This is a genomic window from Pelomonas lactea (genome assembly GCF_043555885.1).
Classification (GTDB): domain Bacteria; phylum Pseudomonadota; class Gammaproteobacteria; order Burkholderiales; family Burkholderiaceae_C; genus Pelomonas; species Pelomonas lactea.
This window is the reverse complement of record NZ_JBIGHX010000008.1, coordinates 43,708-60,951: the sequence shown is the minus strand read 5'-3', so window position 1 is coordinate 60,951 and position 17,244 is coordinate 43,708. Positions and strand designations below refer to the sequence as shown.

The 17,244-nt window shown below is 68.6% G+C and carries 13 protein-coding genes; 1 reads left to right on the top strand and 12 read right to left on the bottom strand.

What is annotated here, in order from left to right:
* Nucleotides 1-37: 37 nt before the first annotated feature.
* From gtfA to ACG04Q_RS19795, 12 genes are all read right to left on the bottom strand, one after another.
* The gene (gene gtfA / locus ACG04Q_RS19850; protein WP_394513039.1) at nucleotides 38-1,534 is read right to left on the bottom strand and encodes a sucrose phosphorylase; all 1,497 of its coding nucleotides are present in this window, start codon (nucleotides 1,532-1,534) and stop codon (nucleotides 38-40) included.
* Nucleotides 1,531-2,853: an MFS transporter gene (locus tag ACG04Q_RS19845; RefSeq protein WP_394513038.1), complete on the bottom strand. Its 1,323-nt coding sequence runs from the start codon at nucleotides 2,851-2,853 to the stop codon at nucleotides 1,531-1,533. Before ACG04Q_RS19845 ends, gtfA begins: the two co-directional genes overlap by 4 nt.
* Nucleotides 2,854-2,855: 2 nt before the next feature.
* Nucleotides 2,856-3,737: a PfkB family carbohydrate kinase gene (locus ACG04Q_RS19840; protein ID WP_394513037.1), complete on the bottom strand. Its 882-nt coding sequence runs from the start codon at nucleotides 3,735-3,737 to the stop codon at nucleotides 2,856-2,858.
* 5 nt (nucleotides 3,738-3,742) lie between these two features.
* Entirely contained in the window at nucleotides 3,743-6,049 is a 2,307-nt protein-coding gene (locus ACG04Q_RS19835; protein WP_394513035.1) for a TonB-dependent receptor, read from the bottom strand.
* 249 nt (nucleotides 6,050-6,298) lie between these two features.
* Nucleotides 6,299-7,351 carry a LacI family DNA-binding transcriptional regulator gene (locus ACG04Q_RS19830; RefSeq protein ID WP_394513034.1) on the bottom strand — a complete coding sequence of 351 codons (1,053 nt, stop codon included), beginning with the start codon at nucleotides 7,349-7,351 and terminating at the stop codon, nucleotides 6,299-6,301.
* A gap of 306 nt (nucleotides 7,352-7,657) precedes the next feature.
* Entirely contained in the window at nucleotides 7,658-9,337 is a 1,680-nt protein-coding gene (locus ACG04Q_RS19825; RefSeq protein ID WP_394513033.1) for an MFS transporter, read from the bottom strand.
* Between the two features lie 188 nt (nucleotides 9,338-9,525).
* The gene (locus ACG04Q_RS19820; RefSeq protein ID WP_394513032.1) at nucleotides 9,526-10,185 is read right to left on the bottom strand and encodes a 2-hydroxychromene-2-carboxylate isomerase; all 660 of its coding nucleotides are present in this window, start codon (nucleotides 10,183-10,185) and stop codon (nucleotides 9,526-9,528) included.
* Entirely contained in the window at nucleotides 10,182-10,409 is a 228-nt protein-coding gene (locus ACG04Q_RS19815) for a DUF1289 domain-containing protein (RefSeq protein ID WP_394513030.1), read from the bottom strand. Before ACG04Q_RS19815 ends, ACG04Q_RS19820 begins: the two co-directional genes overlap by 4 nt.
* Nucleotides 10,410-10,467: 58 nt before the next feature.
* Nucleotides 10,468-10,971: a YbaK/EbsC family protein gene (locus tag ACG04Q_RS19810; RefSeq protein WP_394513029.1), complete on the bottom strand. Its 504-nt coding sequence runs from the start codon at nucleotides 10,969-10,971 to the stop codon at nucleotides 10,468-10,470.
* Nucleotides 10,972-10,989: 18 nt separating this feature from the next.
* Complete coding sequence (locus ACG04Q_RS19805; protein ID WP_394513027.1) at nucleotides 10,990-11,403, bottom strand: hypothetical protein; 414 nt, start codon at nucleotides 11,401-11,403, stop codon at nucleotides 10,990-10,992.
* Nucleotides 11,400-12,641, bottom strand: coding sequence for a cyanophycinase (locus ACG04Q_RS19800; RefSeq protein WP_394513026.1), 1,242 nt, complete (start codon nucleotides 12,639-12,641; stop codon nucleotides 11,400-11,402). Before ACG04Q_RS19800 ends, ACG04Q_RS19805 begins: the two co-directional genes overlap by 4 nt.
* Before the next feature lie 149 nt (nucleotides 12,642-12,790).
* Entirely contained in the window at nucleotides 12,791-14,251 is a 1,461-nt protein-coding gene (locus tag ACG04Q_RS19795; protein ID WP_394513025.1) for a cyanophycinase, read from the bottom strand.
* A 178-nt stretch (nucleotides 14,252-14,429) separates the two neighbouring features.
* Here ACG04Q_RS19795 and ACG04Q_RS19790 point away from each other — a divergent pair, with 178 nt between their 5' ends.
* Complete coding sequence (locus tag ACG04Q_RS19790) at nucleotides 14,430-17,138, top strand: TonB-dependent receptor (RefSeq protein ID WP_394513024.1); 2,709 nt, start codon at nucleotides 14,430-14,432, stop codon at nucleotides 17,136-17,138.
* The last annotated feature ends 106 nt before the right edge of the window (nucleotides 17,139-17,244 follow it).

Sequence of the window (17,244 nt, the reverse complement as noted above, 5' to 3'; positions counted from 1 at the left end):
TTTGAATGCGGCGCATTCTGGCGGCCCAGGCTGACGCTCAACTGAAGGCGAAGGTCTCCCGCGCGCCGCCGACGCCGCTGAAGCTCAGCTCATGGGCGCGTGTCGCGAAGTCGATGCGGAGCAGGGCCCAGTCGGCATCCTGCTGCCAGCGCAGCTGCAGCGCTTCGTCGCCGCTGGGCTCCACCTGGAAGCTGCCGCCGAACGCCGGGTGGCGGTTGCGCAGCCGGATCAGCTCGATGAGGCGGCGCACCACGGGCCGCTCGCAGTCGCGGGCGATCTCGTCGTCGCCGTAGAAGTGGCGGTTGATGTCGCGGCCCACCTGCGTGCGGGCCAGCAGGTCCATGTCGTTGTGGCCGGCCAGCAGGCCGACGTAGTAGACCTGCGGCACGCCGGGCAGGAAGAACTGCAGCGCGCGGGCCAGCAGGTAGGCCGTCTCGTCGCGGCCCATCGCGTCGAAGAAGGTGCAGTTGACCTGGTAGAGGTCCAGGTTGCTGGCCGCCGCACCCGTGGCCTTGCGGCTTTGGCCCTGGCTGGCGTCGTGGATGCGGTCCACCAGTGCGTCCAGCTCCTCGGGCGGCACCAGGCCCGGGTGCGCGGCGCGGTCGCTGGCATCGGCGCCGATGTCGATGATGCCGATGCCGTCATGCGTGTCCAGCACGGTCAGCGCGTTGGCGGGGCGGATGTCTATCCAGCGCTTGAGCGCCGCCGCGGTGCCGAAGCTGAACGCGTGCAGCACCAGCGGCGGCAGCGCGAAGTCGTAGACCCAGTCCACCTTGGACGCGATCTCGATCTGGCGCTGGAAGTAGCTGTGGATCTCGACCAGCACCTCGATGCCCAGCGCCCGCGCCTCGGCGGCGAACTCGCCGATGAAGTCGAAGGTCTCGGGCATCATGAAGCAGCTGTCGCCGGCCTTCTTGATGGCGTAGCCGACGGCGTCCAGCCGCACCATGCGGATGCCGTTGTCGGCAAAGGTGCGCAGGATGCTGCTGAGATAGGCGCGCCCCTGCGGATGGTGCACGGCGATGTCGATCTGTGCCGCGGTGAAGGTGGTCCACAGGATGCGCCGCTCCCCGTTCTTCAGCGTGGCATAGGTCAGGGGCAGGCCGGGTCGCGGCCGGTAGACGCTCAGCAGGCCCTGCTCGCTGGCGCCGTCGGGAAACACGGCATCCAGCGTCAGGAACAGGCCGGCATAGGCCGAGGCCTCGCCCTTCTCGGAGTAGTCCAGGAACTGCGGCGACTCGGCGGACATGTGGTTCACGATGACGTCGGCCATCACGTCCAGGCCCTCGGTCAGCGCCTTGATGTCTTCCCAACGCCCCAAGCGCGGGTCCACCTGCGTATGGTCGATGGGGTCGAAGCCGGCGTCGGCGCCGTCGATGGCGTGAAAGAACGGCAGCAGATGCACGCCGCCGAACACGCCGGCCAGCGGCGCGCCGGGCTCGCACAGCAGGCGCTTCAGGCGCACGAGGTCGGCGCCGTCGCGCTGGCCGCCGAGGCGGTCAACGTAGGTGATCAGTTGAACTTGGTTCTTCATTTGGCGTTGGAAGCGGAGGTTTTCACGCGCAGCACACACAGTGCGGCCAGCGCCAGCAGCACGCCGGCCAGGCGGATGACGTTCTCGGGGCGGCCGCCCAGCAGGCTGTCGTAGATCAGCGGCAGCGTGACGGCCTGGATCAGCATCGGAATCACGATGAACATGTTGAAGATGCCCATGTAGACCCCGGCCCGCTCGGGCGGGATGCTGCCGGCCAGCAGCACGTACGGGTTGCCCATGATGGAGCCCCACGCCAGGCCGATGCCCACCATGGGCAGGAACAGCAGCCAGCCGTCGCTGCGGATGCCCGGCAGCGCCCACATGCCGGCGGCGGCGGCGAACAAGGCGAACGCGTGCACCCATTTCGCGCCGAGCCGCTTCGTGAACGGCACCATCGCGAAGGCGGCGACGAAGGCGACCGCGTTGTAGAAGCCGCCCACCTGGCCGTTGAGCAGGGCCGCGTCTCGGAAGCCCGCACTGTGCGGGTCGTCCGTGCCGAAGACGGTCGCGGCCAGCGTCGGCACGATGTAGATCCAGTAGCACATCATTCCGTACCACTGGAACAGCGCCATCCACCACAGGCGGCGCATCGTCGGCGGCATTTCGCGCACGGCGCTCCAGATCTCGGCCAGCGCCGGCCCGAAGCCGCGCGGCAGCGCGCGCAGCCGGGCCAGCTCCTCGGCGGGCAGCGGCAGTTCAGGCACCTTGCGCACCGACCACCACACCGTCGTGAACGACAGCAGCGCGCCGACGATGAAGGCCAGCGTCGTGACGACCGGGATGCCGTTGGCCCCAAGCGCATCCTTGTTCATGCCGAAGAACACCAGCAGGCTGGGCGTCAGATAGGCCAGCGTCTGCGCCAGGCCTGTGAACGAGGCCTGCGTCAGGAAGCCGCTGGCATGCTGCTCCTCGCGGAGGCGGTCGCTGACGTAGGCGCGGTAGGGCTCCATCGTCACGTTGTTGGCGGCATCCAGGATCCACAGCAGGCCTGCCGCGAACCACAGCGCGGGGCTGAACGGCATGGCCAGCAGGCCCAGCGAGCACAGCAGCGCGCCGATCAGGAAGTACGGCGTGCGCCGGCCCCAGCGGTGGGTCGTGCGGTCGCTCATCGCACCGATGATGGGTTGCACCAGCAGGCCGGTGATGGGCCCGGCCAGCCATAGATAGGGCAGGTCCTTGCCGTCGGCGCCCAGCATCTGGTAGATCGGGCTCATGTTGGCCTGCTGCAGGCCGAAGCTGAACTGGATGCCCAGGAAGCCGACGTTCATGTTCACGATCTGCCCAAAGGACAGGATCGGCGACAGGTGGGGCTTATGCATGCTCAGCTTTCCATCGGCAGTGCGTGCAGCGCCTCGCGCCACGGCGCCAGCACCACCGGGTCGGCCGGCAGCGGGCCGCGGACGCCGCAGATCATGGCTGCATAGCGATTGGCCAGCGCCAGCGTCGCCGCGACGTCGGCGCCTCGCGACAGGCCCGCCAGCAGCACCGCCGTGAAACTGTCTCCTGCGCCCACGCTGTCCACGAAGGCGGGCTGGGCAACGCCCTCCCCGCTCGCCAGCAGCCGGCCATCGTCGCCATACAGCGCGTAGCCGGCTGCGCCGCGTGTCAACACCACGCGCTGCAGCGCAAAGCGGGCCATCAGCGCGGGCAGCGTCGGTTCGAACCAGGACAGCAGGCGATCAAGCTCGTCCTCGTTGATCTTGACCCAGTCGGCCAGCATCAGCGATTCGGCGGCTAGTTCGGGCGTGTCGGTGCCGGGGCGCAGGTTGAGGTCCAGCAGCCGCGGGCCGGCCGCGTGCTTGACGCCGGCGCGGATGGCCGCGCGCGACACCGCATGGCGCTGAGCCAGGCTGCCGAAGTAGACGAAGCAGCCGTCGGCCGCCGGTGGCGCTTCGAGATGGTCCCACGCCGCATCGGCGTGGATCTCGAAGCGGTGGCCGCCGCCCGCGTCCTCGTGCACGCTGACGCGGCCGGTGGCATGGGCCGCATCGCGCTGAATGCCACCGACCGCCAGGCCGAAGCGCGCCGCGCTGTCCAGCACCAGCCGGCCGGCCACGTCGTCGGCGCCGATGCGGCTGACGAAGCGCACCGGCGCGCCGAACGCGGCCAGCGAGCGCGCGACGTTGAACGGCGCGCCGCCGGCCACCGGGCCGTCGTGAAACTCGTCCACGAGGGCTTCGCCCAGCACAAGGACGGGGCTCATCGCGCTCAGAAGCTGTAACGCAGCGAAGCCTTGACCGTGCGGCCCGTGTAGGCCCGCGCGGCGCCGCGGCCGTCGTTGCTCTCGGTGTAGGCGATCTCGTTGAAGAGGTTGTTCGCCGCGAGCGACAGCGTGGCCTTGTCCGTGAGGGCATAGCTGGCGAAGGCGTTGACCACCGTGTAGGCGGGCAGCGTGATCGTCAGCGCACCGCCGGGGCCGTCGTCCAGGCTCTTGGTGGTGCCGACGATGCCGACACCGAAGGTCAGCGCATCGTTCAGGTTGACCGTGGGCGTGAGCTGGTAGACCACCTTGGCCTGGCGCTTCGGCGCGCGGCCGTCGGCCTGTTTGGCGCTGGTATAGGTCAGCCCGCCCAGCAGGCTGACGACGCCGAAGCGGGCCGAGCCCTCCAGTTCCAGGCCGTTGCTGCGGTAGCTGTTAGCCTTGGCGACGATGGGGCTGGTGGTCACGTCAACATTGACCTCGTCGGTCTTGGCGTGGAACAGCGTCGCAAACAGGCTCATGCCGTTGCCGCGGATCTTCACGCCCACCTCGGACTGCTTGACCTTGTTGGTGGGGATGGTGGGGCTCTTGCCGTTGACGAGGTTGGGATTGTTGAAGAAGGTGATGCGATCGGCGTTGTAGGCCGCGCCATCGGAGTAGCGGGCGAAGACGGACAGGTCCTGGCTCAGCGCGTAGTTGCCGCCCAGCGAGTAGGAGGTGCGACCGAAGTCGTAGTCGATGGCGTTGGGCTTGGTGAGGTCGTAGCTGACGCCGGCGTTGGACTGGTAGTAGGCCCCGCTGGCCTTCTGGTTGTCGCGGCGCACGCCGATGTCCGCCGACAGCGGACCGGCCTCGTAGTTCAGCACCAGGTAGGGCGCGTTGGTCGTGTACTTGCTGTCCTGCGTGTTGCTGCAGCAGCCGCCGAAGCCGGGCGAACCGTTGACGACGCCGGGCACGTTCAGCACACGGGCGCCCTCACCGCTGGCGGACAGCGAGTACTGGTTGAAGTTCCACGTCAGGTCCAGCTGCTGCACCGAGGTGTACAGGCCGGCCACGGCGTTGAGCTTGGCACCGCTGCCGACGTCGAAGCCGCGAGAGAACTTCAGGTCGTTGGCCATCAGGCCGGCGTTGTCGACCTTGGTGTTGAAGACGACCGCGGTGAACCGGTTGCCCGTGTAGGCCGTGCCCGCGTCGGGGCCGGTGGCGATGGTGGTGCCCGCGGGCGCGGCGCTGACGTCGTCGCCGGGGAAGATGCCGATGAAGCGACCGGAGTTCCTGCTCCAGGAGAACTTGTTCTGCAGGCGGAAGCCGCCGCCGGCGTCCAGGTCCATCTCGACGCCGAAGGCGTCGCTCTTGGCGGACAGGCCATCGCGGATGTTGCTGGTGGCGCGGCCGTTGGTGTTGGTCAGCGTGTTGTCCATGGGCCAGGCGACGTCGTAGAACGCGGCGCGGCGCGGGTCCAGGCCGGGCAGCTCCTGGATGCTGCCGTTCACGTACTTGACGGGCGTGGGCATGAAGGTGGGCGTGTGGTCGTCCAGGTGCTTGACGCTGAAGCGCACGAAGCTCTTGCCTTCCAGCTCGAAGGTCACGTTGGCGCGCACCTGGCCGCCGTTCTCGGTGCCGTCGGCGCCCTGGCGGCCACCGTCGCCAACGCGGTAGAAGCCGCCGACGAAGAAGCGCGTCTTGGGCGCCAGGCGGCCGCCGTAGCCGAAGTCCACACGCGTCTGGTCGAAGTCCAGGCCCTTGGTCAGCTGGATGGAACCGCCCTGCTCCAGGCCGGTCTTGGTGATGAAGTTGATGATGCCGCCCGGCGCGCCGGTGGCCAGCAGCGCCGCGGAGCCGCCGCGCACCACTTCCAGCCGCTCGAAGCCGGCGTCGGCACGCATCCAGGTGTCGGGCGTGGCGAAGGCGATGTCGCCGAACTGCAGCACCGGCAGGCCGTCCTCCTGGAACTGGATGTAGCGCGCACCGCCGGCCGAGACCGGGATGCCGCGCACGGCCACGTTGGCGTTGGACTCGCCGCCGCTGGCCTCGGCGCGGATGCCGGGCACGCCGCGCAGCAGGTCCGTCGAGCTGGCCGCGGTGACGGCGCCGACGCCCTCGCTCTCGATGGTCGAGATGGCGACGCTGGAACGCATCTTGGACTTGGCGGTGGACGCGCCGGTGACGACGACGGCATCGAGCTTGAGGCCGTCGGCAGTCTCTGTGGCAGCGCCCTGCTGGGCGTGCGCCGCGGCGCTCAGCAAGGCCAGCGCGATGGCGGCGGACAGGGGCTGGACGGTGGGACGGCGAGAGAGAACGCGAGAGCTGGACATGGTGTCTCCTGGTTGTCGGTATTCGAGCGCCCTCTGCGGGGCGGATGTCGGGCTGGGCCACCGTGGGCGGTGTTGATCCGTGTCGTCATTCTGCGACCGAGAAATTCGTTTTGCAATCGATTGCATTTCAGTAGAAACACGTATTTCTCTTTTAAGCAAAGAGTTGGTACCCGCACGATTGAAATCGATTGGCAATTTGCCTCGCATGCAGCCGACCGCGGTCCGCGCGCCGCCGCCGGCGGGTTGCCGTCAGGGCGCCGGCGCGCTCTCCCTCAGCTTCAGGTAGACCGGCATCGTGCGCGGGCCCGCGCGTTCGCCGCGCAGCTGGCCCAGCAAGGCCTCCACCAGTTCGGCACCCGCCTCGGCCACGGGCTGGTGAACCGTCGTCAGCGGCGGATCGCAATAGGCGGCCAGCGGCATGTCGTCGTAGCCGATGACGGCCACGTCGCCCGGCACGCTGCGGCCGGCGGCACGCAGGGCCTGGATGGTCAGCAGCGCCAGCACGTCGCTGCAGCAGACGACGGCGTCGAAGCCTTGTTCGCGGGCGCAGAAGTCGCGCAGCACGCCGGTGGCCACGCCGGGCTCGAACGGCGCCGGCAGCTCCAGCGCCGGGTCCACGTCCAGCCCCGCCTCGCGCAGCGCCTGCGCATAGCCCTGGCGGCGCAGCCACACCTCGGGCAGCTGCGCGTCGCCGACGAAGGCGATACGGCGCCGTCCCAGCTGCAACAGGTGCCGCGTGGCCAGCGTGCCGCCCAGCACGTTGTCGCCTCCGACGCTGCAATAGAGCTGCTGGGGCATCTCGCCGCCCCACACCACCAGCGGCAGCTTGCGGGCCGCCATCTCGTTGAGCTGATCGTGATGGCGCCACTGGCCGATGAGGACAAGGCCGATGGCCTTGCCGGAGTCGAACCAGTGCGAGGCCAGGTCCAGGTGCTCGGCGTCCACGCGCGACAGCAACATGTCATAGCCGCGGTCGGTCAGCGCATCCGCGATGGAGCCGACGATGGACAGGAAGAACGGGTCGGAGATGTGCTGGCGCGAGCTGGCGTCGTAGGGCACGACGACGGCCACGGTCTTGTTCTCCTGCAGTCGCAGGTTGCGGGCGCCGAAGTTGATCGAGTAGTTCAGCGAGCGGGCCAGGTCGGCCACGCGCTGGCGCGTCTCGGCGTTGACGAGCTCGCTGCCGTTCAGCGCGCGCGACACGGTGGACACCGACACGCCGGCCAGCCGGGCGATGTCGACCATCTGCAGCCGCCGCTGTTCGCTGGCGCTGCCTGCGGGGGAATCCTTGGACTTGGGCATCGCCGGCATCGTCGCAGGGGCGCGTGCAATCGACAAGCAGCCGCTGCGCCAGTCATGAAAAAAGGCCGGCAAAGCCGGCCTTCGGAGTCGATCTGGTCAGCAGTCCGAGCGCCGGGCCGCTCGCAGGCCGGCCCGTCTGGCGATGTGCAAGCGGCTGAATACCGCTTGCATCGCCGTCGCCTCGGGGCTGAGGCCGGACACAGGGCGTCCAGTGGACCGCCTGTGCCTGCTGAAGCTCTGCGGCACTGCCGCAGAGCGGTCCCGGCTGGACACACCCGCGTTCAGCGGCGTGACCAGACGAGGGGGTCAGTCCTTCGCGTAGATATCCACGTCCTTGGTCTCGCGCACGAACAGCACGCCAATGACGAACGTCACCGTCGCGATGACGATGGGGTACCACAGGCCGTGATAGATGTTGCCGTTCTGCGCCACCATCGCGAACGTGATGGACGGCAGCAGGCCACCGAACCAGCCGTTGCCGATGTGGTACGGCAGGCTCATCGACGTGTAGCGGATGCGGGTCGGGAACAGTTCCACCAGCATGGCCGCGATCGGGCCGTAGACCATGGTCACGTACAGCACCAGCACGAACAGGATGCCGATGACCAGCGGCACGTTGGCCTTGGACAGGTCGGCCTTGGCCGGGTAGCCGGCAGCCTTCAGCGCATCGGCCAGTTCCTTCTTGAAGGCGGCGATGGCCTTGGTGGAGGCTTCGTCGAACTTGTGCTCGGTCAGGCGGCTGGCAGTGGGGACGGCGATTTCCTTGTCGCCGACGCGCACGACGGTGGCGGCACCGGCAGCGGCTTCGACGGTCTCGGAGCTGGCCGACGACTGGGCCAGCGCACGCTTGGCGATGTCGCAGGCGCTGGTGAAGTCGACTTCACGCGCAACCGGGCTGCCCTGGAAGGAGCAGCTTGCCAGCGGCGTGACCAGCGTCACCTTGGACGTCTCCTGGGCCTTGGCAAGGTCCGGGTTGGCCGCGGCGGTCAGCGCCTTGAACAGCGGGAAGTAGGTCACCGCCGCCAGCACCAGGCCGGCCATGATGATTGGCTTGCGGCCGATCTTGTCGGACAGCGAGCCGAACACGACGAAGAACGGCGTGCCCAGGATCAGCGAGATGGCGATCCAGATGTTGGCGCTGGCGGCATCCACCTTCAGCACCGACGTCAGGAAGAACAGCGCGTAGAACTGGCCCGTGTACCAGACCACGCCCTGGCCGGCGACCAGGCCGAACAGCGCCAGCAGCACGATCTTCAGGTTCTTCCACTGGCCGAAGGACTCGGACAGCGGCGCCTTGGAGGTCTTGCCCTCGGCCTTCATCTTCTGGAAGGCGGGCGACTCGTTCATGGACAGACGAATCCACACCGAGATGCCCAGCAGCAGGATGGAGACGATGAACGGAATGCGCCAGCCCCACTCGGCGAAGTCCTTCTCGCCCAGCGACGTGCGGGTGCCCAGGATGACCATCAGCGACAGGAACAGGCCCAGCGTCGCAGTCGTCTGGATCCACGACGTGTAGGCGCCGCGCTTGCCGTGCGGTGCGTGCTCGGCCACGTAGGTGGCCGCGCCGCCGTACTCGCCGCCCAGGGCCAGGCCCTGCAGCAGACGCAGGCCGATCAGGATGACCGGGGCTGCAGCGCCGATGGTGGCGTACGTGGGCAGCACACCGACGATGAACGTCGACAGGCCCATGATCAGGATGGTGACCAGGAAGGTGTACTTGCGGCCGATCATGTCGCCAAGGCGGCCGAACACCAGAGCGCCGAAGGGGCGCACGATGAAGCCGGCGGCAAAGGCCATCAGCGACGCAATGAAGGCCGCGCCGGGCTCAAGGCCGGCGAAGAACTGCTTCGCGATGATGGCCGCGAGCGAGCCGTAGAGGTAGAAGTCGTACCACTCGAACACCGTACCCAGGGAGGAAGCGAAGATGACCTTCTTTTCCTCTTTGGTCATCGGCGCCGCGGCGGAAGCTGCTGCAGTTGCCATGTTGAAAAGTCTCCGTCTGTTGTCGGACCACCCCACGGCGGGGAGTTCCTTGCGACGCGACTATTGCCACCGCCTCTGACCGTGTTCTGACGCCAGTCTGAATCCAGGCTGACAAACTCCGCAGCAACCCGCAGTTTGCATTTCTCAATGCGGGAATCTGGCGCCGTCCCGGGTAAGTCCCGAGAGCGTCAGTGGCGCCGCGTCACCCCGGGCCGCGGCTGGGCGGCCGACTCCCAGATGCCGCTGCGGAACCACGGGTCACCGTCCAGCGCCGCGCGCAGCATAGGCAGCGCGTCCTGGCCCCAGAACAACCGGCCGTCCAGCTCGACGGTGGGCACGCCGAACACGCCCAGCGCCAGCGCGGCCTCGGTCTCGCTGCGCAGGCGCTGCTTGACGGCCTCGCTGGCCGGATCCTGCACGGGCGCGAGACGCTCGGTCAGGGCCGTCAGCCGCGCTGCGTCGTTGGCATCGGCACCAGCACCACGCCAGACGTGGTGGAACAGCTGCTCGACGACCCAGCGCCCCGGGGTGTCGCCGGGCTGGCCTTCGGGCGCCGCGCTGGCCCAGGCCAGGCGCAAAAGCGGCAAGGGGTTGAATGGATGCTGGGCCGGCGGGTCCAGCACCACGCCCTGGCGGTGCGCCAGCCACGCCACCTGGCGGAAGGTCCAGCGGCGCTTGACCTCGATCTCGGCCGGCCCCTTCTGACCCAGCGCCTGCAGCAGCGCCGCGAACAGGATGGGCCGGTAGACCACCTCAACGCTGTGTCCGGCCAACGCCTCGGGCAGGGCCTCGAAGGCCAGCGCGGCGTAGGGCGAGATGGGGTCGAAGTAGAAGGTCAGCCGCTTCATCGATCGTGCTCCTCACGCTGTGGCCAGGGCCCCAGCCACAGGCCGTGGTGGTGCAGTTCGACGCGCCGCGCTGGCAACTGGTCGAGGATGTGGCGTTGCGTCGTCTCCGGCGCACCGCCCCAGCCGGCGATCTCGTGGATGCTGCGCGCGCAACCACGGCACCAGCCGCTGGCAGCGTCCATCTGGCAGACGTTCACGCAGGGCGAAACGACGGGCGGTTTCATGCCCACCCCTCGCCTCGCGGGTACGCGCGGCCATCCCCCGAGGCGGCCTCGGCCCGCGTCATGCCTGCACCACGTCGATGACCGGAGCGCCCGTGATCTTCTCCAGGTCGGCCGGCGTCAGTTTGAACACGCCGTTCGGGTGCCCCGCCGCGGCCCAGATGACGTCGAAGCGGAACAGTTCGCGGTCGATGAACAGCTGCGGCGGCGCTGCACCATCGGCGGGCGCAAAGCCGGCTGGCGACACGCCGCCAATGGAAAACCCGGTGCGGGCCTTCACGAAGTCGGCGTCGGCACGGCCCAGCGCGCCGGTGTGCGGCTTGAGCTTGGCCTCGTCAACGCGCTTGTCGCCAGAGGTGATGACCAGCACCGCAGACTCGTCGGCCTTGCGGCGAAACACGACGGACTTGGCGATCTGCCCCAGCGTGACGCCCAGCGCCTCGGCGGCCTCCTGGGCCGTGCGCGCGGCGACGTCCAGCCACAAGGGCTGGTAGGGGTGCTGCAGCGCCAGCAGCGCGGCGCTGACGCGTTGAAAGCCTTCGGGGCGGTTGTCTGTCTCAGCCATGCCCCGATTGTGTCGCGCTCAATCGCGGTCCTTGCCCTTGCCATGGCCATGACCCTTGCCGGGCTTGCCCTTGCCATGCTCGTCGTCGTGGCCGCGGTCGCCGTCGCGGCGCTCGTAGCGGTCCTGGTACCAGTCCTCGCGGACGAAATAGACCGGCATGCCGCAGGCGTTGTAGCGCGCGCAGTGCTTGCTCCAGTTCTTCTGATGACCGGGCGGAATGCGCATGTAGACCGGCTCGACGTGTACCGGCCGGCGCTGCACCCAGACAGGCTCCCGCAGCACGACGGGCGGCGGCGCCGTGTTGCCGATGTCGATGCGGCCGTAGAAGCCGGGCTGGCCGACCTGCACGGACACGCCGACATCGGTGGCATGTGCCGCGCTGGCGGCCAGCAAGCTCGTGAAGGCCGTCAAGGCCAGAGGGATCAGTTTCATGAGGCGTCTCCTGACGGGTTGTGCTGCGCGGTCCCTGGCACCGATTCGACCACGCGGCCGGACTCCGCCGCCAGCGGCGTGAACAGCGGGCTGGCCACACGCACGGGCACGACGTCCAGCTGCGCCCCCAGCACGGTGCAACCGTCACCGCCGTCGCGCCAGCCCACCAGCCCCGCCCCCCGCTGCAGCCGGAACTCGAAGCCGATGTCCGGCAACAGGTCGCCGGGTCGCGCGTTGGCTCGATAAGCCAGCCCACGCACCTCGCTCGCGGGGCCGTTCAGCAGTTGCATCAGCGCGTCCAGCAGGCAGCCGTCACCCAGCATGTCCAGGTAGTAGCGGTGGCTGTCCAGCGTCGGCACGAAGCCCGCGGCGGCCGGGTCGATGCGGGCCTCGCGGCGCTTGCGTTCGGCCGGTGTGGTCTGGCCGGTGGCGAGATCGTGGCGGTCGCCATGGTCCAGGTAGGACAGCCGTGCGCCTCGCAGGTTGAAGGCGGGCAGCGCGGCGTCGTGCGTCGCGTGGCCCAGGTCTACCAGCACCGCGCCGCTGCCACCGATGACCTCCAGCACCGAGCCCTGGATGACGACGGCCGCGTTCTCGTCCACGCCCAGCCCCAGCCGGCAGTCCAGCCGCTGCAGCGCCGGCAGCAGCCGGCCGATACGGCCGCGCTTGAGGAAATGCTGGTCCACCAGCAGGCCCGGCATCAGAAAGCCCAGGCCCCGGTCGTACTCGCGCCCGTCTCGCCACTGCCCGCGCAGCACGGCCAGGTTGTCCATCGCGTCACGGAACATCAACCGACTCATGACGGCCGCGCCTGCGCTGGTGCCGGCGACGACACCGCCGGCCGCGAACACGGCGCGGACGGCTTCCAGCATGGGCGTCGCCACGCCGCCGGGCTGCAGCGTGTCGACGATGTACTCCTGCGCGCCGCCGGAGAAGAACACCGCGCGGCAGGCCGCCACGCGGGCAATCAGCGTCGGGTCGTTGAGCTGCGCCTGCAGGTCCACGCCGTGCAGGTGCGGTGCAACCGGGATCACCTCGGGACGCGCGCCGCAACGGCTCAACGCGCCGACGATCTGCGCGGCGATGCGCTCCGGCTCGTACGCCGCCGTCGGGAACACGGCAATGGCCACGCCCGGGCCACCCGCGTCGTCGACGATGCGCTGCCAGACGGCATCACTGCCGGCTTTCAAAGCACCGCCGATGACGACGACGGTGCCGGGCTGGGAAGGGGTCTGCAAGATGGGCGCGGGGCGCCCGGCACAGGTGCCGGACGGACGGGATTCACAAGCCCGTCATGATCGCAGCCCGCGCAGACTCCCGGACGACCGTGCAAGCTCCGCGAAACGCAACGCCTGTGTCCAGGTGCTGCGCGCCGCCCGGATTTGCCCTATTGACCCGAAGGCGCCGAGGCCGGCTGCGCCGCCTCCACCGGCAGCGGCGGCTGCACCTTGGGCATGCCGCCCCAGCCGCCGTAAAGCGGCATGGGCAGCCGCACGGGGCTGATGTCCAGGTAGAGGTTGGCCACGGTGAACTGCTCGCCGCCGAATTCCTCGGTGCTCCAGCCCATGGAGTCGGACCCCTTGTAGATGCGGAACAGGAAGCCCAGTTCGGCCAGCGGGTCGTTGGTGCGCGGCAGCACGTCGAACGCCAGGCCCTTGACCTCCTTGCGCACGCTGTCGATGAGGCGGCTCATCGCATTGGAGATCGTCGAGTCGCCCAGCATGTCGAGGTGGAAGACATCGTCCGTGTAATAGGGCTTGAAGCTGGGCGACTCGGCGTCATGCACCTCGCCGCGCAGCTTGGGCGCCGACGGCGTCGTCGAGCGCGCGCGCATGTGATAGCGGTCGCCGTGTTCCAGGTAGGAGATGCGCGCGCCCTGCACGTTGAAGGCGCCCAGCGTCGCGTCGGTGCGGGCCTCGGTCAGGTCCACCATCAGGCAGCCCCGGTCGCCGATGACCTCGATCTCGTCGCCGCGGATGATGGCCGCGGTGTTCTCGTCCACACCCAGGCCCAGCTTGTAGCCCTTGGCCATCATCAACGGGATCATGCGACCGAAGCGGCCGCGCTTGAGGAAATGCTGGTCGACGAACAGGTTCGGGCCGACGAAGCCCAGCCCGCGGTCCACCTGCTTGCCATCGGCGAAACGGCCCTTGAGCACGTTGATGACGCTGGGGGCGTCGCGGAACATGATGGTGCTCATGATGGCCGCGCCGGCGGACGTGCCGGCGACAACGCCACCCTTGCGGTAGACGTCCCAGATGGCCTCCAGCATGGGCGTGCTCTGGCCGCCCGGCTGTAGCACGTCGACGATGCGCTCCTGCACGCCGCCGGTGAAGAAGATGCCCTTGGCGGCCTTGACCTTGGCGATCAGCGCCGGGTCGCGCACGACCTTGTTCAGGTCCACCCACAGGAACTTGGGCGCCACCGGCAGCGCCTCGGCCACCGCGCCGCGGCGCTGCAGCAGGTCGACGACCTGCTTGGCGCTGGCTTCGGGATCTTCGCTGGCCGTGCCGAAAACGACGAAGCGTGCGCCCTTGCCGCCGGCCAGCTGCACGATGCGCTGCCAGACCTCGTCGTTGTCGGCCTTCAGCGCGCCGCCGATGGGCACCGCGTAACCGCGGATGGGCGGCTCGGTGTCGACGACGACAGGCGCCGGTGCCGTGGCAGTCGGCACCGGCGCAGCCTTTGGCGCCACCGCGCGTGGCGCCGGTGCAGGTGCCGGCGTCGCCGGGCGGAACAGCCGGAACCCCTGCGCCGCGCTGGCCGGCGCGGCGGGCGTCGGCGGTGCCGCGTGAACGCCGGCGGTCAGTGCCATTGCGGCCAACCCGGCCCAGATCCATGCCCTCATGCCCAACATCCTCCTTGCTTGCTCGCGCCCATGATGACAGACGGTTCGTGACCGTCGGCCCCTAATCCAAACGATAACGGCGTGGCGTGCGCGAGACGAATCTCACCCCTGGAGACCGGCAGCGCGCGAACCCGTGCCTAGACTCGCGCCAAACGTCACAGCCTACCGGAGCCTGCAGATGAAGAAGCCCTGTCCCTCCCACATCGCCCTGGCCGCCACATTGCTGGGCCTGTCGCTGGCCGCGCAGGCGCAGGACAAGCTGGAGCGCGTGGAAGTCACGGGCACGGCCATCAAGCGCATCGAGGGCGAGACGGCGCTGCCGGTGCAGGTCATCACGCGGGCCGAGATCGACAAGGCCGGCGTCACGACGGCGGCCGAGCTGATGGCGCGCCTGAGCGCCGGCGCGAACAACCTGACGGACGGCGGCAGCATCGGCTACGGCGGCTTTCGCGACCAGATGGGGCTGAACGCGGCCAACCTGCGCGGCCTGGGCGTGTCGTCCACCCTGGTGCTGCTGAACGGCCGGCGCATGGCCAACTTCGCGTCGCCCGGCGACGCCGCCGGCGTGGACCTGAACAGCATCCCCGCCGCGGCCATCCAGCGCGTGGAGGTGCTGCTGGACGGCGCCTCGTCGCTGTACGGCTCGGACGCCATCGGCGGCGTCATCAACTTCATCACGCGCAAGGACTTCATCGGCGCAGAAATTAGCGCGCTGGTCGGCAACACCAGCGAGGGCGGTGGCAACAAGCGCTCGGCGACGCTGGCCGGCGGCTTCGGCAGCTTCGCGCGCGACGGCTTCAACGTGATGGCCGTGCTGGACGTGCAAAAGACCAGCAGCCTGAACGCCAACAACCGCAAGTTCATCAAAGACCTCGACATCCCGGGCCGGCTGCCGGACCTGCTGTCCAGCGCGCCCTTCCCCGGCAACATCCTGCTGGACCAGAACCTGCCGGACTCCGACCAGCGCGACGCACTCATCGCCGACGGCTACAAGGCCAACGGCAAGGACGTCATCAGCACCTACCGCATCAACCCGTCCGCCGCGACCGGCTGCAACCCAGCGAATGGCAGCCTGTACCTGCCCGACGGCATCGGCGGCGTGGACGGCTGCACCTTCGACTACATGCGCGACATCGAGCTGTATCCGAAGTCCAGGAAGAGCAGCCTGTTCACCCGCGGTGTGCTCGACCTCGGGGGTGGCCACCAGCTCTTTGCCGAGGCCTCGCTGGCACGGGCACGCACCTTCTACACCGGCACGCCCAACCGCGTGGATGCCGAGATGGACGTCTCACTGGTACCGGCGCTGAAAAGCAGCAGCATCGCCGCCTTCCCCGCCGGCGACGATCGCCGCATCCTGGTCGTCCGCACGCGGCTGACCGAGGCGGGCCTGCGTACCAGCGAGCTGGTGTCGTCGACCAACCGCTATGTGCTGGGCACCAATGGCCTGCTGGCCGGCTGGGACTATGAATGGGCGCTGAACCACAGCACCAGCAAGGTCTCGGACCGCGACTCGCAGGGCTACCTCAACGAGCAGATGGTCATGGACGGCTTCGCCGCCGGCACGCTGAACGCCTTCGGGCCCTCGGCCGTCGCGGGGCAAGCGCTGTATGAGAAAGCCCAGATCCGCGGTGAAGTACGCCGCGCCACCGGCACCATGGACAGCCTGGACTTCAAGATGTCCAAGGCGCTGGCTACGCTGGCAGGCGGCGAGCTGGCACTGGCCGTGGGCGGTGAACTGCGTCGCGAGAAGCAGAACTACCACCAGTCCGACGCGCTCAAGCAGGACCTGATCCTGGGCGAGACCTCGCAGGGTCCGGACTCCGACTTCGGCAAGTCGCGCCGGGTGGCAGCGGCGTTCGGCGAGATCAGCGCTCCCATCACGAAGCAGCTGGAACTGCAGGCCGCTCTTCGCTACGAGCGCTACCAGGTCAGCGGCGGCGCCGCCAGCCCCAAGCTGGGCCTGAAGTACACGCCGGCGCGCGAGCTGCTGCTGCGCGCTTCGGTCGGCAAGGGCTTCCGTGCGCCCAGCCTGTCCGACCTCTACCGGCCCGTCACCGAGGGCTCGTCAGCCACGCTGGTGGACCCGGTCTGCCTGGCCGACGACCCGAGCAACACGGTCACCGACTGCTCCGACATCTGGACCACGCTGAACTACAGCAACGCCAAGCTCAAGCCCGAGAAGTCACGCCAGTTCTCCGCCGGGGTCGTGTTCGAGCCCAAACCCGGCGTCACCGTCAACGTTGACTACTGGAACATCGAGAAGAGCAATCTGATCAGCACGCTGGGCGTGGACGTCATCCTGGGCAACCTGGACAAGTACGGTGCGCTGGTTCATCGCCGCGCCAGCGGCAAGATCGACGCCATCGACCTGATCAAGGACAACCGCGGCAAACAGCGTATTTCAGGGCTGGACTTTGGCGTCGCGCTCAGCGAGCTCAAGACCGGCATCGGCCAGTTCGGTCTGCGCTTGAACGGCACGCTGACCCTGAAGTCGGAGCAGCAGACCGGCAACGGCGATCCCTTCGTCAGCAATTTGGGCGTTTTCATCAACGACGGCGTCGTGCAGCGCTGGCGACACACGGCCAGCATCGACTACGACCTCGGTGCACTGTCGTTCACGCTGTCCAACAGCTATCTGAAGGGCTACAGCGACCAGCACGTCATCGGCAAGCCGGACCGCAAGGTGGCCGCCTATTCGCTGTGGAACCTGTCCGGGGCCTGGGCCGCCACCAAGTCGCTGACCTTGCGTGCCGGCGTGCAGAACCTGTTCGACAAGGCGCCGCCGTTCTCGCAGCAGGCCTATTTCTTCATCTCGGGCTATGACCCGAGCTATACGGACACGCGCGGCCGCTACGCCTACGTCAGCGCCAGATGGACGATGCAGTGACCCCCGGTTTGTTACGTACGACGAAAGTCTGACTTTCGGGCCGCGCGGATTCACGCAGCGCGGCGGGCTGGGCACAGTGAAGACCTCTCTTCACTGCCCTGCCCTG

Excerpts from the sequence above, each read along its gene's own strand:
- ACG04Q_RS19825 (WP_394513033.1), bottom strand. The coding sequence starts at position 9,337 with ATGGCAACTGCAGCAGCTTCCGCCGCGGCGCCGATGACCAAAGAGGAA.
- ACG04Q_RS19845 (WP_394513038.1), bottom strand. The coding sequence starts at position 2,853 with ATGCATAAGCCCCACCTGTCGCCGATCCTGTCCTTTGGGCAGATCGTG.
- ACG04Q_RS19795 (WP_394513025.1), bottom strand. The coding sequence starts at position 14,251 with ATGAGGGCATGGATCTGGGCCGGGTTGGCCGCAATGGCACTGACCGCC.
- ACG04Q_RS19810 (WP_394513029.1), bottom strand. The coding sequence starts at position 10,971 with ATGGCTGAGACAGACAACCGCCCCGAAGGCTTTCAACGCGTCAGCGCC.
- ACG04Q_RS19835 (WP_394513035.1), bottom strand. The coding sequence starts at position 6,049 with ATGTCCAGCTCTCGCGTTCTCTCTCGCCGTCCCACCGTCCAGCCCCTG.
- ACG04Q_RS19805 (WP_394513027.1), bottom strand. The coding sequence starts at position 11,403 with ATGAAACTGATCCCTCTGGCCTTGACGGCCTTCACGAGCTTGCTGGCC.
- ACG04Q_RS19815 (WP_394513030.1), bottom strand. The coding sequence starts at position 10,409 with ATGAAACCGCCCGTCGTTTCGCCCTGCGTGAACGTCTGCCAGATGGAC.
- ACG04Q_RS19830 (WP_394513034.1), bottom strand. The coding sequence starts at position 7,351 with ATGCCCAAGTCCAAGGATTCCCCCGCAGGCAGCGCCAGCGAACAGCGG.
- ACG04Q_RS19820 (WP_394513032.1), bottom strand. The coding sequence starts at position 10,185 with ATGAAGCGGCTGACCTTCTACTTCGACCCCATCTCGCCCTACGCCGCG.
- ACG04Q_RS19790 (WP_394513024.1), top strand. The coding sequence starts at position 14,430 with ATGAAGAAGCCCTGTCCCTCCCACATCGCCCTGGCCGCCACATTGCTG.
- ACG04Q_RS19840 (WP_394513037.1), bottom strand. The coding sequence starts at position 3,737 with ATGAGCCCCGTCCTTGTGCTGGGCGAAGCCCTCGTGGACGAGTTTCAC.
- gtfA (WP_394513039.1), bottom strand. The coding sequence starts at position 1,534 with ATGAAGAACCAAGTTCAACTGATCACCTACGTTGACCGCCTCGGCGGC.